The organism is Paenibacillus puerhi, assembly GCF_009846885.1.
In the GTDB taxonomy this organism is placed as follows: Bacteria; Bacillota; Bacilli; order Paenibacillales; family NBRC-103111; genus Paenibacillus_G; species Paenibacillus_G puerhi.
The window spans coordinates 55216-71823 of sequence record NZ_WUWM01000031.1 but is presented as its reverse complement, the minus strand read 5'-3'; the positions used below and the strand labels follow the sequence as shown (position 1 = coordinate 71823).

Below are 16608 nucleotides of genomic sequence, written 5' to 3'. Positions count from 1 at the left end.
GCTGCAGCCAAAGGCAAATACCGAGCTTAGCTACCTGGCGGTGATCGACCGGACGGACGAGATCACGCTGACGCAGGTGAACTGGACGGATGTCGATTATTACGTCTATCCGAAGAAGGAAACGCCGATCATCGGGGTGCCGATCCAGGGCGAGGCTTGGAAGGGCAGCGATACCGCGATAACCGACCAAGCCGCTGTGAAGAAATGGTCCGAGTCCTTCAAGATCCCGGGGCTTGTCTCGCCGGTACAGTACACGCCTGTGGCAATCAACAAGGAGTCGACAGCGGAAGGCACGGTGTACGTCGTGCAGCTGCTGGCCTATAATCCGACAGATAAGCGCGAGAGCGTGCCGGAGTTCAGCCTCGACGGCAAAGAAAGCGGTAAAGTGTTCAGCGGCTCGAGAGTGGAGAAGGACGCGGTGGCGCTGGAGGGGAAGGCTGAGAAGTATATCCATTACGCAATCCCGACGGATCAGGACAGTGTCCTGCAAAGCCTGAATCTGCTAACGCCGGAAACGTTCGCAGAGGCCGGCGCGACCGGCGTCTCGGTGCTGAATTACAAGGTGGGCCGGCTCAATATCCTGCTGCCGGGAGAAGCGCCGGGCACCAGCTTCGCAGCTTATACGCTGGGCGCTCCAATCCGCTTCGACGAGCGCAGCCAGCTGATCCATCCGGACTTGTCGGTATCGGTTATCGAGTATTACCTGCATGAGAACACGGAGGACGGCAACAAAAACGTCACGGCCAAGTTCAAATTGACGAACAAGTCGTCGAAGCCGCTCGCGGTGCCGGTCTTCCAGGCGGATCTGGTCAGCAAAGACGGCTATGAGTATGCGGGAAGCCGTCAGCAGATCCAAACGGCCTCAGTGCTGCCAAGCTCCTCGCTGACGGTGAGCTATTCCTTCACGCTGCCGGTGTCGGAGAATGGCGAAGGGTTAGTGCTGAAGGTGCAGGATGCCGTTACAGCGGCGCCGTACAAAACGACGATCGCAGCGGTATCGACCGGCTTGCAGGAGGCGAATAAGGACGAGTGGAGCCTGTATCCGTTCACGGTGAAGGTCAAAAACTGGACGCTGAACTCGGATTATGGTCAAGCTACGCAGTATCAATACGTGTACCGGCTGAAGCTTGATCTGGACATCACCCGGGACGAGCAGGTGCAGCTGGATGCCTCCTTCCCGAACCTGCTGGTCGAGCTGTACGATTCCTACGACCGTCTGGTCGGAACCGGCCGCGCAAATCTGTACGGCTCAAGCCGGCTGGTGAACGGGGACAACGTTATCTCTCTTACAGGGGCTTCCGACAACTTGGATGTCCATCATCAGGTTCGGATCTACGAAGTATTCGCAACCCCTACGGGCGAAGCGAAGCGTCTGCTTACGCAGTATAAGCAATAGGCCGTCATATCTAAATAAATTAAGCATCAAACAAAGCCGCCCTCTCGGGCGGCTTTGTTGCAGGCGGAGGTGACCTCCTCAGATAGTAGGATCACATGTCTTCAAACGGAACCGTTAAGATTTAGCCAGGCCTTCACTCTTTCCAGAAGCCAAGAAATTCTAAATGGCTCGGCAGGCACGGACAGCAAGGCTTCATTGTCTGCCTCTGTGTTTAAAATAGACGGCTGCGAAACGGCAGTCATGTCGGTCTTCATCTCGAGTAGGCCTTCACTTTCCTTTAAGGAGACAGCCGTCCTGCGGATGGTGGGGGGCAATTCATCCGTATAGACGCCGTGAACGCCCATTTGGCGAAGTTTTTCCCATTCCCGGGCATCATTAAGCGTATGCGTATAAACAACGGCACCCTCCGCTTGTAGCCGTCGCATCCAAGTGGGATCTACCCTCTCTGTAGGCATGGCAATGGCCTTGATCCCTAAGGTGCGCACCTCTTTCAATACTTCGTCATGACTTAGTGACGATAGGTACAGAGAGAAAAGATACGAGGAAAATGGGTAAATGGTGCGTACTTGTCTAATCATATCAGGCGAATACAGCTCGGGGATGATCCTATCCAGCAGCTTCGAATCCATGCTTCGGGCAGCCTCAACGAGCAGCCGGAATTGCTTCTCGACGAGCTTAGGATCGGTTTCCTTCGTATCTGTGACCAGATAGGCGTCCGGGTAAGCCTGCAGCAGGCTTAGCAATTCGGTAACCTCAAGCGGTCGGTAACGGTCTAATATGTTTCGTTCTTTGAATTGCTCCAAGGACATAGGCTCATCTGCCTTTTGTTCCGAAGCGACAGGCTGACGCAGCAGTCGCGTTAAATAATCGGACCAATCATGTCTCGCAACCAAGCGATCATCCGAGGTCAGGATCAGATCCGCCTCGAAGACCCGGAACCCTTTTTCGTAATTAAGAACAAAGGCTTCCTTCGCGTTAGTGGTATTCACGCCGTCAAGCTGCCCCATTCCATGGGCGATATGCGTATGCCGGGTCCAGGTGTCTTGCGCATACGCGGGCACGGATGAAAATCCAAGCAGCAAGCAGAGCGCAAGGGAGGCGCAACCTAATGCCCTCATCCGGTACCTATAACGTGACATCCGGTTCACTCCTTCTTGCTATTTGTTGTATGATTAAACAAACTGAGAAGAAACCTAACAGGTCCTTGTGAAAATAGGTATTTATTCCGACTCAGTTTGTCGAAAAATGGGATGCAATACCGCACAAGTATTCTTCAGACATGGTATAATAACTTCACTTCAATCAAAGGGGCGATACGTATGAGTCGACAAGTACACAGCCAAGAAATAAGAGCCGCCGTTTACCAGAAGCTTCAGGATCGCGGCGTTGCCATCGAGGATATAGCCTGGATCGTTAAAGAGATGCAGGGGCCCTACAACCCGGAGCTGACCATGGAGACCTGCATCAACGCTGTCCATGCCGTACTGCAAAAAAGAGAGCTTCAGCATGCCCTGCTCGTGGGTATCGAGCTTGATGTGCTTGCAGAAAAGGGGATGCTCTCAGAGCCTATCCAATCTATTATTGCCTCCGATGAAGGTTTATTCGGCTGTGATGAGACGCTTGCGCTTGGTTCGGTGTTTGGTTATGGCAGCATTGCCGTGACGACCTTTGGACACCTGGATAAGCAAAAGATCGGCATTATCCGTAAACTGGATACCAAGAGAGGCGATGGCATTCATACCTTCCTGGACGATTTGGTAGCCAGTATCGCGGCGTCCGCTTCCAGCCGTATTGCTCATCATGACCGCGATCAACAGGAAAGAGACAGCGTTGTGCCCTTCCTGCCTACGCTTGACGTTCCCGAAGAAAACGCAGGGTGATTCTCTAGGGACTAACTTGTCGCTGCTTAAAGACTCGCCTCTCTCATTATTCGGAAGCTCCCTGCTAAATAAGGGGGCTTCTTTATGGTTACACTAACGCCTGTAACTTCTTATCTTCAAATTGTTACAGCGGGGTGTGAACGGATGAAATGGATATACTGGGTTAAACTCTATGAGAGTAAGTTTCAGGCAGGTTGTTTGGCCAAGCGGATGGAAGAGGATTGGTGGATTTACGGATATGAATGTCCGTCTGAGGTTGAGGTTTTCCGTTCAACGAAGGGACGCTTCGGCGTTCGTTACATTGTGTAAAATTATGCTTGACTATCCTGTTTCATTTAGTGTATATTTATCTCTGTCGCTGTTCGAAAATGACACAACTATCGCGGGGTGGAGCAGCCCGGTAGCTCGTCGGGCTCATAACCCGAAGGCCGCAGGTTCAAATCCTGCCCCCGCAATAAGCTTTTCAGGGCCCTTAGCTCAGTTGGTTAGAGCGGTCGGCTCATAACCGATTGGTCGGGGGTTCGAGTCCCTCAGGGCCCATAAGCGAAAAACCCTTTGCACAGCAAGGGGTTTTTCTTATGCTATGGCTGAGTTCCAAGGTGGACAAATTCGAGAATATTCTCGTCGGCGTTGAAGTTGATTTTTCGGTCTTTTGCACGTAAGGAAAGTTAAGAGGTAGCAGCTCGATTAATTCATGCGTAGTCATAGCTTTAACTGCTTCTTCCTTCTTTATCCCAATCGGATGGTCGATCCCTGCAGCGTCTTTTCCGCGCTATTGATTTTGAAGTTAAAGTGCGTGAGGTAGGCATGAATGGTTTCACTCGTAGCCGCTACGGCCGTTGTTGCCGTCCGTTCAATTTCCGAGAGAAAAGCCCATGGTGGCTTTGGTGGTCGATAGCAACAAACACAGCATCACAGAGGGCTACAACCATTAAACTGTAGACGATTTGATTTTAATATTAATGAAGTAAGTGAATCACTATTTAAGAGACAAAAAAAACGACCAGTTTCCCATAGTAATGAGAAGCCTGATCGTTTTTTTGATTTTTGATCTTAGCCCATTTAGAGAGAACTAAATACGCTGACTAACGCCCCATGCATGCCGATGGGCATGAGTTGGGGAACGCCGAACAATCCGGACCATACTTCTGGGGAAGTTATTCTTCATATATATGTAGAATTGAATATACCTGTATGGAAGTTTTGACAATGGAAGGATGTTCGGCTAAGCCTCATGTTTGCTTTTTCGCTCAGCAAAATGCTTGGACTGGACGCGGAAAGATTATTTGGGGCCGCGCAGTACGATCTTGGGTCTCGGAGCGGATGTTTGTTTAGCGATATGGACGATATGCCAAGATACCTGAATCATCCGGGCATCCTGATCTGTATGGGTTATCAAATACGGGCTCCGGATTAGTCTTACTGAGATGCTCCGTCTTGAGGTTACTCATTTTCCATAATTCATACTGCTCTTTCGAGATACCCAACTGAAAAACGATACTTTCACAATCTAATGTCTGTTTCATACTGGCGCCTCCTATCTAGGTTGAATGTCCATGGAAAGGTGGCCCGGTTGCACTACTAGCTCCTTCGAATCCAAGTGCCCATGTACAGATTCGAATTCATTGCTTACCGTGTTTAATCATATCAAAGAAACAGACATAATTCTGTTTGTTTTCACACGAAGTTGCTAAATATATGAAATTAGTGGGAAATACACGGATATGTATAAAAAAATGTTCGCAGTGCCAAGTTAGCTAAGGAAGAGTTTCACCCTAAAATTGATTAAATGAAGCCAATTGCGTTTATGTAAAGAGTAACGACGCAATCGGAGGATTAGCTATGGACCATTTTGCCAACTTTGATGAAGCTTTCGAATATTTAAAATCCATGCAAGCGGCGAGGGAAGAGGTCGTCGAAACAAGCCTTATACATAATACGACCGTTATGTCGGAACGTGAAGCCAGAACTGACGGAGGGGCGGCGCTCAAAGGGAAAGCTAGAGATCGCAAGGAGGAGTGGACAATAAGCGTACCCGGAAACACAAGGGGTCTTCCCTTAGGAAGAAGGAAATTAGGCTAGGAATATAGCTTATGAGTCTATTGCAACGGTATCGTTAGCAGCCATACGACGGGAGTAACCGTATTTTGTCTACGATATAGCTTGATTTTTCCGTACAGGGCAGGATATAATAAGCTAGCTCCTATTGTGCCGGGATGGCGGAATCGGCAGACGCACAGGACTTAAAATCCTGGGATGGGTGACCATCGTGCGGGTTCAAGTCCCGCTCTCGGCATTTTGTACCGGAAGATCGCATGACGACTCGTAGCATCGGGCCGTATGCGATTTTTTTGTTGCACTTCAAGAGTCTTGATATTTAATTGGCCTAGCTGCATGTCCGCCGTGATGTTTCCCGTAGTCTGCTCATATACTTAAGGAGAGTACGAAGGAAGGAGAGAAATCAAATGCCTTCAATTATTTTGGCCCCGATCAAAATCAATAGCAACGCTGGGGAAATGGTGTTTGGGGATGTGCTGCAGGTTACGCCGAAAAGCACCTCAAAGGCAAACTCAGGAGCCGGTGGCGGCATTAACGGCGACTTTAGCGCTTCCTTTTCACTGCTGAGCCTTACGAACACGCTTGACCCTGATATTGCTGACAGCAATAATACAGCGAATAATTAGACGAGTGGCACCCAAAAGCATGAAAGCACACGTCCTGTATCTTCGGGTTACGGGACGTGTGCTTTATTGTTTCTTCTTGAAAGCAAGGCTTGCTAGAAACGGACATCAATCTCATAAAATGGATGCTCGGCCGATTGCTTGCGCATATGGAGCTGGAGAATGCCATTACGGTACACGGCCTTGCATGTAGCTGGGCTGATCAGGCTGGGAAGCCGAACGGTTTGGGTTTTCTCCTGGGGCAGCCCTTCTAGACGCAGCGTACTCACATTAAGCAGGACGCGTGCTTTACGGGCTTGGGCCTGATCGGGAATATGAACCTTTACGATTACATTTTTATGGGTTTCGAAGACTTCCATGTGATAATGATGCTTGAGCGACTTCACCTCTGCTTGAGGCATGGCCTGCTTCATTATATCCTTAATATAGCCTTCAACCCAGGACAAATCTCCGGGAAAAGAAGAGGCGGGCGGAAAAGGTATTTTTCCTCCGAAAAATTGTTCGAATTGTTTCCAGTTCATATCGAAATAAGGGTTCGGATGGGAAGAATTGGAGGATTTCGATTTGTTCATAAGCGATCACTCCTTTACAGCGAGTATATGATCGTTCACACTCCGACATGAGCAACGTTCGAGCGAAAACATACTTTGCAGCTCTTCGTCATATATTAAATCAAATCCATGAGAAGTAGGTGTTGCTTCATGCCGGCTATCGTGGGCGCCATCAAGATCAACAATGTCAGTTTGAGCTCCATCGTCCACATTGGAGACTCGCTACAGCTTGCCCCAAGGTCGGTAGCGAAGACCTTTGCCGGTGCGGGCTCATTTAACACGGGGGACAATCTGCGGGTTATCAACTACGTCAGCACGACGAATACGTACGATAACGACGTGCTTGATTCTAATATCGCGTTTACGAATTAAGGCAGGTGGAGGGAAATGGCGACATGGACTGTGCATCAGAGCATCGTAATTCACCAGATGAAAATCGGGGCGGTGAGCAATTCGTCCGTAATTCAGATCGGCACAGCCGGGTCCGTCCGTTCCTTATCTAATTTATATAACACGGGAGGGTTTACTGGACCTGCCCCGGAACTGGGCAAAACGGTACAAGAGGGCGCTATCTCCGCGATGCCGCTGGTTCCGCTTCCGGCTCCATCCACCTAATTGTCAAACGGAGGAATACGCCATGTGCCAGAATTCGGAATACGAGACCTACTTCCAGCAGCTTCACGCGTATTTACAATGGCAGACGGGGCGGATTCGATATCTGGAGGCCAGAATTGAAAGCATAGAAAAGGACCTGGAGCAGGTAAAAGGTCAGGAACGTATTCGTATTGATAAGATTGAATATAATTTTGACCAGCTCAAGGTGGAAACGTTGGAGGGAACGTTAAATGTAGGCATATCGCCATCAGGCCTGACTGGGCAAAGCATAGAAGATATGGCCGTCGACGGCAAGACCGTTCTGACGAACGTCTCGCGGTCGGAAGCCTACGAACGCATCCAGCGACAGGTAGAAAACTACTTGAAGCAGCGAGTTCCAGAGGAACTTGCACGTTTAAAATCCCAATATCAGCTCGAGCTCGGAGAGGAACTGGAAAATCGTCTGCTTGGGGACTTACAAAATCAGATTAGTCCTAGAATCGAACTGTACATGGACGCGATAGTGGGTCCTTATCCACAGTCAGTTTCCCCCGAGCAAGAGGGTCAGATTAAGGAAGCGGTAATCCATGATATTCAGGCCGGACTTGATCAATATATGTTAAAACGCCAACAAGAGGAGGGAGCTTCGAATGAGGCAGAACAACCCGGAAGTAGTCATCCTGCAAGTGGAAAATAAGGCGCTCAGCGTCGGAAATATCCATTTGGACGGAGTAGCGAGCGCGTCCTTGTTCCTGATCGGGGATGCGGATACCATTTTGCTGTCATCTGTGTTTGATACACCGCCGGAGTCGCTGATCATTGGGCCATCAAAAATCACTTCATCCGGTGAGGCTTGAATGATCGTTGACCGGTTAAGAACAAGTAAGGTTGACGCGATAAAGGTAAACAGCATCGGTTATGCTTCGGCCTTGTTCATAGGAGATTTGCAGGAATTTTTGCCGGAACTGTATGCGCTGGCTGTGCAGAGGGAGATCAGCCGATTCTCGGGATCGGAAGGGGACTTGTCTGCGTACCCTATCTTCTCGGCCCCCATTCCGCATCTGCAGCCGGATGGGAACCCCCTCATGAGTGTAACCAATACGATACCGGAAATTCACGTGGGTACCGTTCGAATATTGGCCATTTCCTCTTCTTCCTCCTTTCATGTGGGTTACCTTCGCTATACCAATGCCCAGTCCAGGGTGAAAAATATTAGAGAAAGGCTTACGGCCCTAGCGCCAAAGTAAACAGAGAGCTATCCGCCTGCGGATTTGCTCTCTTTTTTACTCAACCTGTTCATTAGCCTTTCAGCAGCCAAAGGGATGACTTCGATGCGGACCGTGCCGTGTCAAATATGGTATAATGACAGAGACTCGGGAATCGGAAGCACCTAGTATATAGGCTAGATCAAAGAAGGGGTGGCAGGCTTGGCAAGGAAGAGATTGGAGCATGTCGGCATCATGGTGCGCCATATGGAGACATCGATACGCTTTTATGAGGATGTAGTGGGCTTGACCTGCAAGGGGCTGCTTGATCATTCGAATGGCATCATCAAGCTGGCATTCCTGGGCTTCGGCCAACAGGGAGAAACAGAGCTGGAGCTTATACATGGCTATCATGACAGTTTGCCCCAAGAGGGCAAGGTGCATCACGTGGCATTTACGGTCGATGACATCGAGGAAGAATTCGAACGCATTCAGAGATTGACGAATGTAAGACTTATCGATCAGGAGATCACTACGCTGCCGAATGGCTCGAAATATTTTTTCTTTCACGGTCCGGACGGTGAATGGATCGAGTTTTTCCAGTCTACCCGGTAGAGGCTAGATATGAATACAGGAGCAAACAAAAACCATATCGAACAACCTGTTAGGATCAATTGTCTGGCCTGCAAGCATTATTATGTCACTTGGGATCCTTCTTTCCCGCGGGGCTGCCGTTCGTATGGTGTCAAGACGAGCGAAATGCCTTCAGCCTTGGTGCGCCGATCCTCCGGACAGCCTTGCTTAACCTTCGAGAAAAAGTAGAGTTTACGGGGTAAATGTTCGGCTGCGTTTTAATTTCAAAAGCCACAGGGGGAATGAAGGATGCTGTTCAGCAAGCAGCAGAAGAAGCTGATGCTCGATCTTTTGATGAAGGAAAGACGACGGCTGTTCTCCAGACACAAGGGGGAGCTCTTGAATAAAACAATTGACGATCTATCGCAAATGATACGTAACGAAGAATTGAACGCGTCGGAGCCCAAACCCAATGTGATCGACTGGAATTCACGCAAGAAGCGTTAAGGGCTGCAAATAAAGGCATCCCGTCGAAGGGATGCCTTTATCTACGGATCAAGTTCAACTGAAGGGCTTGCTCCTCCGTTAGGATGAACTGTTCGCCCGGCATAATCGTGTCTTCCTCTTGCAATCCGAACAGCTGAACGATGTCAATCCATATGCCCCGATCCAGCGCCTCCTGTGCCGTAATCATAATTTTCATGGTTAGTCCCCTCCAGACTTGGTGTCGTTCTACTCATGATTACACCTATTTGGAGCTCTTATACCAGATTGCCTTATGATCTTCGACTAGTGAGGGATAGGGATAAGTACAGGGGCGATAGGATCTCCTGGCGTGATTGTTCTTCGGCAGGCCGATAAACGCTTGCGCTTATGGAGGCGAGGAGAAGCATTCGGCTTGGGGAGTCTGGTTGAGCCTCGTATCATGCATAAGAGCGGGACTCGGTATGCTTGTCTTCTCCATCCTGCTTGCCCTCCGAGTTTGGTGAATCCGGCTCAACTAGACGGACAGCTTTTTGGCATAGACCGGCAGAATAACGTATGTTCGTTAGGATGTGATGTCCTGTTTTGAAAACATGCAGCCGATCCTGTGTTTCCAGCCCATGCAACTGTTTGCAAGCAATGCAGTAATACATGATAACGCCTCCCGCCAAAATCGATTCAACTAGTATCACAATATGTATGATTGCGCAGAAATATGTCAGTCTATCATCCATTGCTCACGGAGTATAGAGTTAAAGGCTTGAGATAGCACTTTAAGGAGGGCGGAATCCCCAGTATGGTAGCAGAGATAAGCCAGGATAATAAAGAAAAGTGGATGCAAATGAAGGAGAACGCTTCGGACGAGGAAGTCCGTGAGCTGATTGAGGGACTTCTCGTAGAGCTTGAGCGTCTGGCAGGGGAAAATAAGCGGCTTAAAACTGCGTTGCTCAAAGCCGCCACCGCGCAGAAGCCTTCAATGTCCACAAAGCTGAGCGACGCCCTGAGGGAATAGTAGAGGTAGATAAAGCCGTTCCCGGCTCATATCCTTGTCATACAAATGTAATATATTCGCCAACGGGAATTGACATATTCTGCGATCCCCCCATGCTAAGATAAAGATACGCTTAGGAAACCTAAGTGAACATTGGGAGGGATCGACATGGGAGAAGAAGAAAACGTTGTTCTGTCTAGTGAAGAGAATGCTGAGGTAGCGCAGGAAGAAACGGAAGAAGCGCTTACTGAAGAATTGGAACCGGTTTCAGAAGAGGCGGCCGACGAAGAAGAAGCGGCAGAACAGGAAGTAGCAGCAAGTGAAGAGGAGTCTGAAGAGGAAGCTTCGGAGTCCGAAGAGACAGATTAGCAACCTCCCGAATCCCTTCTTCCGCAAAGCATGTACATGCACATCCAGGACCTGTTCATATCTTGAGCAGGTCTTTTTGCATGCCTAGTTGTCGGCCTCGCTGGATTCTTGGGGCTGTTCCGAGCGTGAGATCAGCCCACGCAGCTCGATTTCTTCTTGCAGGACTCGGATGAATTCTTTATCAAGCCCGTATCTGACTGCATCTAAATAAGTTTGAATCAATATATCGTCGTTAAGCAAGTTCATTTCGTATCAGTTCCCTTCCTTGTCCTTTCTCTGATCTTACGATGAACATGTTAAGTTTTTTCGCCTATAGCCATTAAGGAATTATTAGGTTTGGGGCGATGGTTATGAGCTGGGAAACCGCGAAGTCTAAGACCCGTCCTGATGGAATATACTGACCATAAGGAAGCAGTACAGAAAAGGTGGTTTGGAGATGACGAGAAATATGGCCTCATGGGTAAGTGTTGGGTTATTTGGGGGTTTAATGTTATCGATCGCTGGAGTGCTGTACACCCAAATGAATGATTTGTTTTTTCCCGGGATTATCCTTATTCTAGGCATGTTTGTTGTATGTATGGGACTGCTGTGGATATCCGAAGTAGAGGATGGGCCGGAAAAAGAGGGAATGAGGAACAAAGACCGTCAGAGAGAAGGATAATAAACAGGGTGGGAAAAAACAAAGAAAGACCCCAAAGAGAAAGGGGTCGGTTATATAAGTGAGGACCATGCGTTTCGATCTGAACAGGCAGATTAAGGAGTGGGGATGATCTGGACAGTCGTATAGGTCTGCGAATATTCCTCGTAGGTAATAAAGGTATCGGAAGGGACTCCATTAAGCAGAAATTTTCCGTCGTTTGCAACCGAGAGGGTGGAATAGTTCACGAAATCAGGATAGCCTTCATATACCTGATCGACGGTTTTCAAATACAGCGTCTGAGCTTGAAACGCAACGGGATTGGGATCGCGGCTTGTTACGGCAAGCGGTTCAGCAAAAAAGCTCGTTCCTTTAATCGTCACTTCATACACCGAACCGTAATCGTTTTCATAAAAAAAGGAGGTGCTGTTATAGGAACTGAACATGGGGCCATACCAATAAGCGGCAATGTCGATTTTGAGAAGCTTCGCTTGCTCTGCAGCGGAAACGGGGGAAACAACCAGTAGTAGCATCATCACAAGCAGGCTTACAGAAATAAAAGGTTTTCTCATCCGCTCACTCCCATTCTTCGATACGGTACGTATCCATCATAAGCTAGTATAGAAGCAAGAAATAGGGACTAAATTACCAAGTTTTTCAAAATATTTTTTACAATATAAAAATAAATTAAAATAGGAAACCGGTGAAAAACCTTGACATCTTTTTATCTACTTGGTATCATAATAACTGTCCCCTTCGGGAGAGAAGAAATTCATGGACTTGACTTGTTAGCTCAGCTGGGAGAGCACCATCTTGACAGGGTGGGGGTCAGTGGTTCGAGCCCACTACAGGTCATCGTTTTCTAACGAGAAAAGCCTTGATTTTTAAGGCTTTTTTTGCTGTTTATAATAAAAAGAAATGAAAAGACTCTTAGCCAAATAAAAAAGCACTCAAACCACGAATAAAGTGGTATTGAATGCTTCTTCTGTTCATGATATCTCAATCCCTTACTATCTATTAATAATATCCCCAGATAGAGAAACATATGATGGTGCATCAACCACTACCTTATATTGACCTGCAGTTGGAGCAACTCCTACATAGAAATTTTCAAGACGCGTTCCTTGGAGCGCACCAGCAATTCTCTGCTCGATCAGTTGGTCACCGGATGCTGTGACTTGGTAAAGTTTTAAATTAATAATAGCATTACTAGGGCTGCTTACATAAGTAAATAAATAGATGTATCCTGCATTTAATTGTTTTGGACCAAATACGTTGGCTTGGGCAAATGCCGAGGTAGAAAAGCTAAACATCAGAATAGCAACAAGAAGCAACATGGTCGTTTTCTTTCTCAAATTAAACAGCCTCCTTAGTTCCTTTTTTTTCATTATAATATAGAAATACAAATTTTGTAAATAATTACTTATTTATTAATATTTCCATGGTTATTGAAGTGGTATTTTACGTGTAGAGGCTGTTATCAATTACAAGATTTAAAAAATCAGAGAATACAAAAAAACCGCATCCCTAACCGGATGCAGCCCCGCCTCATCGCCTACCTCAGTATAAATTCAACTTTAGTGCCGTCCTTGTAAGTCTCTAATTGATTGCTGACCCAACTGCCCGCTCCCCGATTGTCGGAAGGGCTTATGTATCGGATGTCGGCTCCTTTGCCGCCTTCTTCGCACATCGCCATCGGCCATTCATCCCTGTCAAAGCCTTTCTTCGTAGGCGTACCTTTTAGCGACTCCTGCCGATTGTGCTCAGCCCCCTCGCGGTCCACCGTGCAAATAGCGGAATGACCCGCGGCTATGGCCTCCTTGATGTGCTTACCGGTTTCGGGATAGCGGTCGACCGGAAATTCCAGCTGGACAACCGGTGTGGTCGTTGAATCCGGATCGGTAGGGGAAGGAAACCAATCCTCGTCTTGAAAGAGGTAAGCGGCAGAAACGATAAGTAAAATAGCGACAAACCGAATAATAAATGTCTTGATTTTCATGAGAGTCCCCCTTCATCGGCTCTATGTATTGTATCCCAACTGGTCATAGGATTCCAGACCTTGACAGAACGAATGTTCTTGCTTACGATTGCTTATTGGATCGTGCATAGGTTCGGGATATAGCAATATGGTATAATAGCTCCATTACGAAATGCACAGGAATAGGGGATGAGCTTTGATGAAGGATTGGCGATGGATGATTCCGCAGCCTCAGCCGCAGCCTGACAGAGAGGAGGCAGAGGCGCCGGCACAGGAGAAGCTAGACTGGGGAGAACAAGAGTATGGAACTCACCGCTACCATGTACGGCGGCTGGTGGAGGATTCGATCAGTTTGCTTTCACTGCCCGAAAAAGCCGTGGTACTGGGCGCCGGCAACCATGGGGACGTGGACTTGCCCGGGCTGGCCCGTCATTTTCAGCAGGTCACGGTTCTCGATACGGAGGATAATATGCTTGAGGAATGGCTGGAGGCTGGAGGAGGGACGGCTCAGCATCGTCTGCGCTCTTTGACTCGTGTGGACTACACGTGCCTGGACCAAATTTCGTTCTACGAGAAGTTTGACGACCTGCTGCAGAATGAGGCTTCGGCTTCGGAGATCGCCGCTTTTGTCCGGGATGCGGGGTTCCAGGTACACGGTCATGAAGCAGTTCCTCATTTGAAAAAGTCTTTTTCCTTCGTCATGTCTTCGGGGGTTCACACGCCTTTATTTTATCCGGATGCCCTTTTGCAGTTTCATACGCATATGGCTCGGTACAGCAAGCAGGAGGTGCGTCATATTCTCGATGCTCTCGCTTACCTGCGGAATTCCTTGGTCGCCGATTACAACAAGCTGCTGCTCTCTCTGTTGAAGCCGGATGGGCGGATAGCTGCGTGGACGGATGTCATCGTGCTGGATGAAGAGAATAGCTGGATCGCGGATGAATTGTACGAGAACAAAACCGACGAGGAGCGGACAAAATTTCTGTTCGACGCTTTTGGTAAATACGGGATGGAGTCGGCTGTCCTGGGCTTGAAGGATCTGTATGATAAAATAAAACCCGATCAGCAGCTTTTTCGCAGCTGGATCGGGCAAGCGGATTCGGGCAGGCGGTATGTAAGCGTCGGCCTTTCAGGCAAAGCACGCGGATAGCGGACGAAATACGGATATTTCTTCGGACGTCAGAAAGCTGCAGCTGGTTAAAGCGGCCGGCTTCCGCAGACGAATAGCTAGCTGGTTCAAGGCTCCAGCAAGTTCAGCCGTATCCGTATCGTCCAGCGAGAATTGTACACTGTACTCGCAATGCCCGGGCTCGGGCAGGGAGGCGCGAATGATCGGGCCGTAGGGCCGGTACTCCTTGCCCACGCACAGGAAAGTTAATTGGGCGAGCAGGCTCGGACGGTCAGGGAGAGGCGAAGGCGTGAAGAAGCGCGCTCCTCCCGCACTAAGGTCGATAATAGCGGCCTTGTGAACCTTGTAGTGGCTATCGATGTCATCTGCCCCTATGATCTTTAATTCCGCCCCTAAGGGCTGCGGCAAGCTTACGCGAAAAAAATGTCTCTTGTTTTCCAAACTCATGGTGATAACCTCGGCATCTGAATGTTAGGAAAGGATGAGGAATGACCCCAGTTCACTATAGCTTAAATGCTTTCATATGGCAATGATATCCCATCTGATTTACAAGAAAAAAACCGCTCTAATAGAGCGGCAGCTCGATGCTTGCGTTCGTGGCTTTACTATGCAATATGGCGTTATTGCCAATAATCTCGATGCGCTCGATGAGTTGTAAATCGGCTGCTGCGGCTGACGCTGACCGGTCAGAAGAGGTACGTTCCAGCAGGTTGATCAATTGGGGGATCGCTTTCTGATCGCTGGAAATAAAGCTGACTGGAATTACCTGATTCTTAAAGAGAAGTTCCGTGGTCATTATGGATATTCCTCCTTATAACGATCGGATATCCTCATTATACCATTCCTCTTCTTATAGATCGACTTAAAAAATGTTACATAACCTGACAAGTAATGCGTGAATCGGGCGAGTTTTCGACAAGAAACCCCCATGAAACGTCGGAACGAAGGAGAAGTAGATATCGTGAAAAAATTATACAGTCAAATGACCGAAGCAGAGCTGCAGGAAGAAATCCGTCTGGCAAGGAAGGAGCTGGAGAAGGCCGTGTTCGCCAGCCAGCGGGCCGTAGCGGAGCGCAAGCTGTTCACAGCGCAGGCTTACCTGCTGAATCCGGCAGACTTCGGCCCGGGTTTGTATAAGGTGGATGGCGTTCAGATTCCATTCGAAGTCGCATATATCCATGGGATCATGGCCTGGGGAAAGCTGGGCGACGAAACCGAAGCGAGTTATCCGATTTCGATGCTGACCCGGTTTTAGATCCGGCACATGTCCTTGGGACAATTCTCACATTGACAGATTAATTTGAGCTCATCAAGCTTTTGGATGACCAGGAGACTGCCATTCATCGAGAGGATGCCCGATTGTTTCAAGTCACCCAGCATCCGGTTTACACTTTCGCGGGTTGCGCCGATCATATCGGCCAGCTCGCTATTCGTGAATTTTTTGGTGATGAGGATCCCATCCCCTTGGAGCTTGCCGTACGTATTGCAAAGCCGGATAAGGGTGGAACAAAGCGCGCCAGGTTTTCCGAACATCATCAGATCGCGGAATTTGGTTTGGGTCATCCGGTGCATCAAGCCCATCCATTTCATAAACTCGACGGCCAGATCCCCGTGCTGCCAGAGAAGCACCTCCAGATCCTTCTGCTGAATAACCCCTACCGTACTATCCTCCGTGACCTCTGCATTGAAGCTGTTGACCGAATGAATAAACGGGTCTACCTGTCCAAATAAATCTCCTTTATTGTACACGTACAAAATATAGTTTTTGCCCTCGTCGTTGCTTTTCGTCAGCCGGATGCGCCCCTGCTTCAGGAAATACAGTCGATCGGCAGGGTCGCCTTCCCAGAACAAATGACTGCCGGACTCTGCCTGCATGTCGTACATAATTTCCTGAAGCTTCAGCAGATTGCCTTCGGAGAAGCATTCCGTATTGGCGACGTGCAGCTCAGGCTGCTCCGCATGTCTCATGGCTGGTTCCTCCGCGTCTATGACTTGTTGCTTCTACCATACCGGATAGTGCGTAGCTTGCGATGTGATGTACATCACAAATCGCTGCAAAGATCAATAAAGGTGTGATCTAGCTAACATGCAAAACAAAGGCAGGGGTGTATAGTTGGGATAGAGTACACCTTTGACGGAGG

29 protein-coding genes, 4 tRNA genes and 1 riboswitch are annotated in these 16608 nt (G+C 48.6%); of the genes, 21 read left to right on the top strand and 12 right to left on the bottom strand.

Annotated features, from left to right (window positions below):
• Window positions 1-1396: hypothetical protein (locus GSF01_RS23455; RefSeq protein ID WP_159887702.1), on the top strand; the 1396-nt coding region annotated here is incomplete at its 5' end.
• A 101-nt stretch (window positions 1397-1497) separates the two neighbouring features.
• Here the strand turns inward: GSF01_RS23455 and GSF01_RS23450 are convergent.
• The gene (locus GSF01_RS23450) at window positions 1498-2535 is read right to left on the bottom strand and encodes a phosphatidylinositol-specific phospholipase C/glycerophosphodiester phosphodiesterase family protein (protein ID WP_159887701.1); all 1038 of its coding nucleotides are present in this window, start codon (window positions 2533-2535) and stop codon (window positions 1498-1500) included.
• A gap of 180 nt (window positions 2536-2715) precedes the next feature.
• Between GSF01_RS23450 and GSF01_RS23445 the strand changes: the two genes are divergently transcribed.
• The 4 genes from GSF01_RS23445 (at window position 2716) to GSF01_RS23430 (ending at window position 3816) form a co-directional block, all read left to right on the top strand.
• On the top strand, window positions 2716-3276 hold the full coding sequence (locus tag GSF01_RS23445; protein WP_159887700.1) for a phosphatidylglycerophosphatase A family protein: 561 nt from the start codon (window positions 2716-2718) through the stop codon (window positions 3274-3276).
• 84 nt (window positions 3277-3360) lie between these two features.
• A complete protein-coding gene (locus GSF01_RS23440; RefSeq protein WP_159887699.1) occupies window positions 3361-3585 on the top strand; it encodes a hypothetical protein in 225 nt (74 codons plus the stop codon).
• 72 nt (window positions 3586-3657) lie between these two features.
• Window positions 3658-3731, top strand: a tRNA-Met gene (locus tag GSF01_RS23435).
• Between the two features lie 11 nt (window positions 3732-3742).
• Window positions 3743-3816: transfer RNA gene (locus GSF01_RS23430), tRNA-Ile, on the top strand.
• Window positions 3817-4607: 791 nt separating this feature from the next.
• On the opposite strand, the gene GSF01_RS23425 is transcribed toward GSF01_RS23430, so the two are convergent.
• Window positions 4608-4802: a hypothetical protein gene (locus GSF01_RS23425; RefSeq protein ID WP_159887698.1), complete on the bottom strand. Its 195-nt coding sequence runs from the start codon at window positions 4800-4802 to the stop codon at window positions 4608-4610.
• Between the two features lie 32 nt (window positions 4803-4834).
• A riboswitch (cyclic di-GMP riboswitch) is annotated at window positions 4835-4918 on the bottom strand.
• A 200-nt stretch (window positions 4919-5118) separates the two neighbouring features.
• On the opposite strand from GSF01_RS23425, the gene GSF01_RS23420 reads away from it, so the two are divergent.
• The 3 genes from GSF01_RS23420 (at window position 5119) to GSF01_RS23410 (ending at window position 5960) form a co-directional block, all read left to right on the top strand.
• On the top strand, window positions 5119-5358 hold the full coding sequence (locus GSF01_RS23420; protein WP_159887697.1) for a hypothetical protein: 240 nt from the start codon (window positions 5119-5121) through the stop codon (window positions 5356-5358).
• A 128-nt stretch (window positions 5359-5486) separates the two neighbouring features.
• A tRNA-Leu gene (locus GSF01_RS23415) sits at window positions 5487-5572 on the top strand.
• Window positions 5573-5741: 169 nt separating this feature from the next.
• Window positions 5742-5960: a spore germination protein gene (locus GSF01_RS23410; protein ID WP_159887696.1), complete on the top strand. Its 219-nt coding sequence runs from the start codon at window positions 5742-5744 to the stop codon at window positions 5958-5960.
• A 92-nt stretch (window positions 5961-6052) separates the two neighbouring features.
• Here GSF01_RS23410 and GSF01_RS23405 read toward each other — a convergent pair whose 3' ends face one another.
• Window positions 6053-6529: an Hsp20/alpha crystallin family protein gene (locus GSF01_RS23405; protein ID WP_159887695.1), complete on the bottom strand. Its 477-nt coding sequence runs from the start codon at window positions 6527-6529 to the stop codon at window positions 6053-6055.
• A 129-nt stretch (window positions 6530-6658) separates the two neighbouring features.
• On the opposite strand from GSF01_RS23405, the gene GSF01_RS23400 reads away from it, so the two are divergent.
• The 7 genes from GSF01_RS23400 (at window position 6659) to GSF01_RS23370 (ending at window position 9387) form a co-directional block, all read left to right on the top strand.
• Complete coding sequence (locus GSF01_RS23400) at window positions 6659-6880, top strand: spore germination protein (protein ID WP_159887694.1); 222 nt, start codon at window positions 6659-6661, stop codon at window positions 6878-6880.
• A 15-nt stretch (window positions 6881-6895) separates the two neighbouring features.
• Window positions 6896-7123: a spore germination protein GerPB gene (locus GSF01_RS23395; protein WP_159887693.1), complete on the top strand. Its 228-nt coding sequence runs from the start codon at window positions 6896-6898 to the stop codon at window positions 7121-7123.
• A gap of 22 nt (window positions 7124-7145) precedes the next feature.
• Window positions 7146-7799 carry a spore germination protein GerPC gene (gerPC, locus tag GSF01_RS23390; RefSeq protein ID WP_159887692.1) on the top strand — a complete coding sequence of 218 codons (654 nt, stop codon included), beginning with the start codon at window positions 7146-7148 and terminating at the stop codon, window positions 7797-7799.
• Window positions 7753-7959: a spore gernimation protein GerPD gene (locus tag GSF01_RS23385; protein WP_159887691.1), complete on the top strand. Its 207-nt coding sequence runs from the start codon at window positions 7753-7755 to the stop codon at window positions 7957-7959. The genes gerPC and GSF01_RS23385 overlap by 47 nt, the downstream gene beginning before the upstream one ends.
• Window positions 7960-8349: a spore germination protein GerPE gene (locus GSF01_RS23380; protein WP_159887690.1), complete on the top strand. Its 390-nt coding sequence runs from the start codon at window positions 7960-7962 to the stop codon at window positions 8347-8349.
• Between the two features lie 180 nt (window positions 8350-8529).
• Window positions 8530-8922: a VOC family protein gene (locus tag GSF01_RS23375; protein WP_159887689.1), complete on the top strand. Its 393-nt coding sequence runs from the start codon at window positions 8530-8532 to the stop codon at window positions 8920-8922.
• A 267-nt stretch (window positions 8923-9189) separates the two neighbouring features.
• Entirely contained in the window at window positions 9190-9387 is a 198-nt protein-coding gene (locus GSF01_RS23370) for a hypothetical protein (RefSeq protein ID WP_159887688.1), read from the top strand.
• Window positions 9388-9424: 37 nt separating this feature from the next.
• On the opposite strand, the gene GSF01_RS29430 is transcribed toward GSF01_RS23370, so the two are convergent.
• Window positions 9425-9583 (bottom strand): hypothetical protein, encoded by a 159-nt coding sequence (locus GSF01_RS29430; RefSeq protein ID WP_201305470.1) that lies wholly within the window; start codon window positions 9581-9583, stop codon window positions 9425-9427.
• A 220-nt stretch (window positions 9584-9803) separates the two neighbouring features.
• Window positions 9804-10016, bottom strand: a complete 213-nt coding sequence (locus GSF01_RS30475; RefSeq protein ID WP_159887687.1) for a DUF3973 domain-containing protein — start codon at window positions 10014-10016, stop codon at window positions 9804-9806.
• A gap of 143 nt (window positions 10017-10159) precedes the next feature.
• Between GSF01_RS30475 and GSF01_RS23360 the strand changes: the two genes are divergently transcribed.
• Both GSF01_RS23360 and GSF01_RS23355 read left to right on the top strand, forming a co-directional pair.
• Window positions 10160-10375 (top strand): Ni2+-binding GTPase, encoded by a 216-nt coding sequence (locus tag GSF01_RS23360; RefSeq protein WP_159887686.1) that lies wholly within the window; start codon window positions 10160-10162, stop codon window positions 10373-10375.
• Between the two features lie 147 nt (window positions 10376-10522).
• Window positions 10523-10723: a hypothetical protein gene (locus GSF01_RS23355; protein WP_159887685.1), complete on the top strand. Its 201-nt coding sequence runs from the start codon at window positions 10523-10525 to the stop codon at window positions 10721-10723.
• Window positions 10724-10807: 84 nt separating this feature from the next.
• Here GSF01_RS23355 and sda read toward each other — a convergent pair whose 3' ends face one another.
• Window positions 10808-10969 (bottom strand): sporulation histidine kinase inhibitor Sda, encoded by a 162-nt coding sequence (gene sda / locus GSF01_RS23350; RefSeq protein ID WP_159887684.1) that lies wholly within the window; start codon window positions 10967-10969, stop codon window positions 10808-10810.
• A 190-nt stretch (window positions 10970-11159) separates the two neighbouring features.
• On the opposite strand from sda, the gene GSF01_RS23345 reads away from it, so the two are divergent.
• On the top strand, window positions 11160-11384 hold the full coding sequence (locus GSF01_RS23345) for a hypothetical protein (protein WP_159887683.1): 225 nt from the start codon (window positions 11160-11162) through the stop codon (window positions 11382-11384).
• Window positions 11385-11476: 92 nt separating this feature from the next.
• Here GSF01_RS23345 and GSF01_RS23340 read toward each other — a convergent pair whose 3' ends face one another.
• Window positions 11477-11932 (bottom strand): hypothetical protein, encoded by a 456-nt coding sequence (locus GSF01_RS23340; protein ID WP_159887682.1) that lies wholly within the window; start codon window positions 11930-11932, stop codon window positions 11477-11479.
• 210 nt (window positions 11933-12142) lie between these two features.
• Between GSF01_RS23340 and GSF01_RS23335 the strand changes: the two genes are divergently transcribed.
• Window positions 12143-12215: transfer RNA gene (locus tag GSF01_RS23335), tRNA-Val, on the top strand.
• A 155-nt stretch (window positions 12216-12370) separates the two neighbouring features.
• Here GSF01_RS23335 and GSF01_RS23330 read toward each other — a convergent pair.
• Both GSF01_RS23330 and GSF01_RS23325 read right to left on the bottom strand, forming a co-directional pair.
• Window positions 12371-12715: a hypothetical protein gene (locus GSF01_RS23330; protein WP_159887681.1), complete on the bottom strand. Its 345-nt coding sequence runs from the start codon at window positions 12713-12715 to the stop codon at window positions 12371-12373.
• Between the two features lie 200 nt (window positions 12716-12915).
• Window positions 12916-13359, bottom strand: coding sequence for a NucA/NucB deoxyribonuclease domain-containing protein (locus GSF01_RS23325; RefSeq protein WP_159887680.1), 444 nt, complete (start codon window positions 13357-13359; stop codon window positions 12916-12918).
• 178 nt (window positions 13360-13537) lie between these two features.
• Between GSF01_RS23325 and GSF01_RS23320 the strand changes: the two genes are divergently transcribed.
• Entirely contained in the window at window positions 13538-14488 is a 951-nt protein-coding gene (locus GSF01_RS23320) for a hypothetical protein (protein WP_159887679.1), read from the top strand.
• On the opposite strand, the gene GSF01_RS23315 is transcribed toward GSF01_RS23320, so the two are convergent.
• Entirely contained in the window at window positions 14468-14914 is a 447-nt protein-coding gene (locus tag GSF01_RS23315) for a PilZ domain-containing protein (RefSeq protein WP_159887678.1), read from the bottom strand. The two genes, GSF01_RS23320 and GSF01_RS23315, sit on opposite strands and share 21 nt — an antisense overlap.
• Window positions 14915-15032: 118 nt before the next feature.
• Entirely contained in the window at window positions 15033-15263 is a 231-nt protein-coding gene (locus tag GSF01_RS23310; protein ID WP_159887677.1) for a hypothetical protein, read from the bottom strand.
• Window positions 15264-15428: 165 nt separating this feature from the next.
• Here GSF01_RS23310 and GSF01_RS23305 point away from each other — a divergent pair, with 165 nt between their 5' ends.
• Window positions 15429-15722 (top strand): DUF1811 family protein, encoded by a 294-nt coding sequence (locus GSF01_RS23305; protein ID WP_159887676.1) that lies wholly within the window; start codon window positions 15429-15431, stop codon window positions 15720-15722.
• Here GSF01_RS23305 and GSF01_RS23300 read toward each other — a convergent pair.
• Window positions 15719-16435 carry a Crp/Fnr family transcriptional regulator gene (locus GSF01_RS23300; protein ID WP_159887675.1) on the bottom strand — a complete coding sequence of 239 codons (717 nt, stop codon included), beginning with the start codon at window positions 16433-16435 and terminating at the stop codon, window positions 15719-15721. The two genes, GSF01_RS23305 and GSF01_RS23300, sit on opposite strands and share 4 nt — an antisense overlap.
• Between the last annotated feature and the right edge of the window lie 173 nt (window positions 16436-16608).

Excerpts from the sequence above, each read along its gene's own strand:
- GSF01_RS23450 (WP_159887701.1), bottom strand. The coding sequence starts at position 2,535 with ATGTCACGTTATAGGTACCGGATGAGGGCATTAGGTTGCGCCTCCCTT.
- GSF01_RS23445 (WP_159887700.1), top strand. The coding sequence starts at position 2,716 with ATGAGTCGACAAGTACACAGCCAAGAAATAAGAGCCGCCGTTTACCAG.
- GSF01_RS23440 (WP_159887699.1), top strand. The coding sequence starts at position 3,361 with ATGGTTACACTAACGCCTGTAACTTCTTATCTTCAAATTGTTACAGCG.
- GSF01_RS23425 (WP_159887698.1), bottom strand. The coding sequence starts at position 4,802 with ATGAAACAGACATTAGATTGTGAAAGTATCGTTTTTCAGTTGGGTATC.
- GSF01_RS23420 (WP_159887697.1), top strand. The coding sequence starts at position 5,119 with ATGGACCATTTTGCCAACTTTGATGAAGCTTTCGAATATTTAAAATCC.
- GSF01_RS23410 (WP_159887696.1), top strand. The coding sequence starts at position 5,742 with ATGCCTTCAATTATTTTGGCCCCGATCAAAATCAATAGCAACGCTGGG.
- GSF01_RS23405 (WP_159887695.1), bottom strand. The coding sequence starts at position 6,529 with ATGAACAAATCGAAATCCTCCAATTCTTCCCATCCGAACCCTTATTTC.
- GSF01_RS23400 (WP_159887694.1), top strand. The coding sequence starts at position 6,659 with ATGCCGGCTATCGTGGGCGCCATCAAGATCAACAATGTCAGTTTGAGC.
- GSF01_RS23395 (WP_159887693.1), top strand. The coding sequence starts at position 6,896 with ATGGCGACATGGACTGTGCATCAGAGCATCGTAATTCACCAGATGAAA.
- gerPC (WP_159887692.1), top strand. The coding sequence starts at position 7,146 with ATGTGCCAGAATTCGGAATACGAGACCTACTTCCAGCAGCTTCACGCG.
- GSF01_RS23385 (WP_159887691.1), top strand. The coding sequence starts at position 7,753 with ATGAGGCAGAACAACCCGGAAGTAGTCATCCTGCAAGTGGAAAATAAG.
- GSF01_RS23380 (WP_159887690.1), top strand. The coding sequence starts at position 7,960 with ATGATCGTTGACCGGTTAAGAACAAGTAAGGTTGACGCGATAAAGGTA.
- GSF01_RS23370 (WP_159887688.1), top strand. The coding sequence starts at position 9,190 with ATGCTGTTCAGCAAGCAGCAGAAGAAGCTGATGCTCGATCTTTTGATG.
- GSF01_RS29430 (WP_201305470.1), bottom strand. The coding sequence starts at position 9,583 with ATGAAAATTATGATTACGGCACAGGAGGCGCTGGATCGGGGCATATGG.
- GSF01_RS30475 (WP_159887687.1), bottom strand. The coding sequence starts at position 10,016 with ATGTATTACTGCATTGCTTGCAAACAGTTGCATGGGCTGGAAACACAG.
- GSF01_RS23360 (WP_159887686.1), top strand. The coding sequence starts at position 10,160 with ATGGTAGCAGAGATAAGCCAGGATAATAAAGAAAAGTGGATGCAAATG.
- GSF01_RS23355 (WP_159887685.1), top strand. The coding sequence starts at position 10,523 with ATGGGAGAAGAAGAAAACGTTGTTCTGTCTAGTGAAGAGAATGCTGAG.
- sda (WP_159887684.1), bottom strand. The coding sequence starts at position 10,969 with ATGAACTTGCTTAACGACGATATATTGATTCAAACTTATTTAGATGCA.
- GSF01_RS23345 (WP_159887683.1), top strand. The coding sequence starts at position 11,160 with ATGACGAGAAATATGGCCTCATGGGTAAGTGTTGGGTTATTTGGGGGT.
- GSF01_RS23340 (WP_159887682.1), bottom strand. The coding sequence starts at position 11,932 with ATGAGAAAACCTTTTATTTCTGTAAGCCTGCTTGTGATGATGCTACTA.
- GSF01_RS23325 (WP_159887680.1), bottom strand. The coding sequence starts at position 13,359 with ATGAAAATCAAGACATTTATTATTCGGTTTGTCGCTATTTTACTTATC.
- GSF01_RS23320 (WP_159887679.1), top strand. The coding sequence starts at position 13,538 with ATGAAGGATTGGCGATGGATGATTCCGCAGCCTCAGCCGCAGCCTGAC.
- GSF01_RS23315 (WP_159887678.1), bottom strand. The coding sequence starts at position 14,914 with ATGAGTTTGGAAAACAAGAGACATTTTTTTCGCGTAAGCTTGCCGCAG.
- GSF01_RS23310 (WP_159887677.1), bottom strand. The coding sequence starts at position 15,263 with ATGACCACGGAACTTCTCTTTAAGAATCAGGTAATTCCAGTCAGCTTT.
- GSF01_RS23300 (WP_159887675.1), bottom strand. The coding sequence starts at position 16,435 with ATGAGACATGCGGAGCAGCCTGAGCTGCACGTCGCCAATACGGAATGC.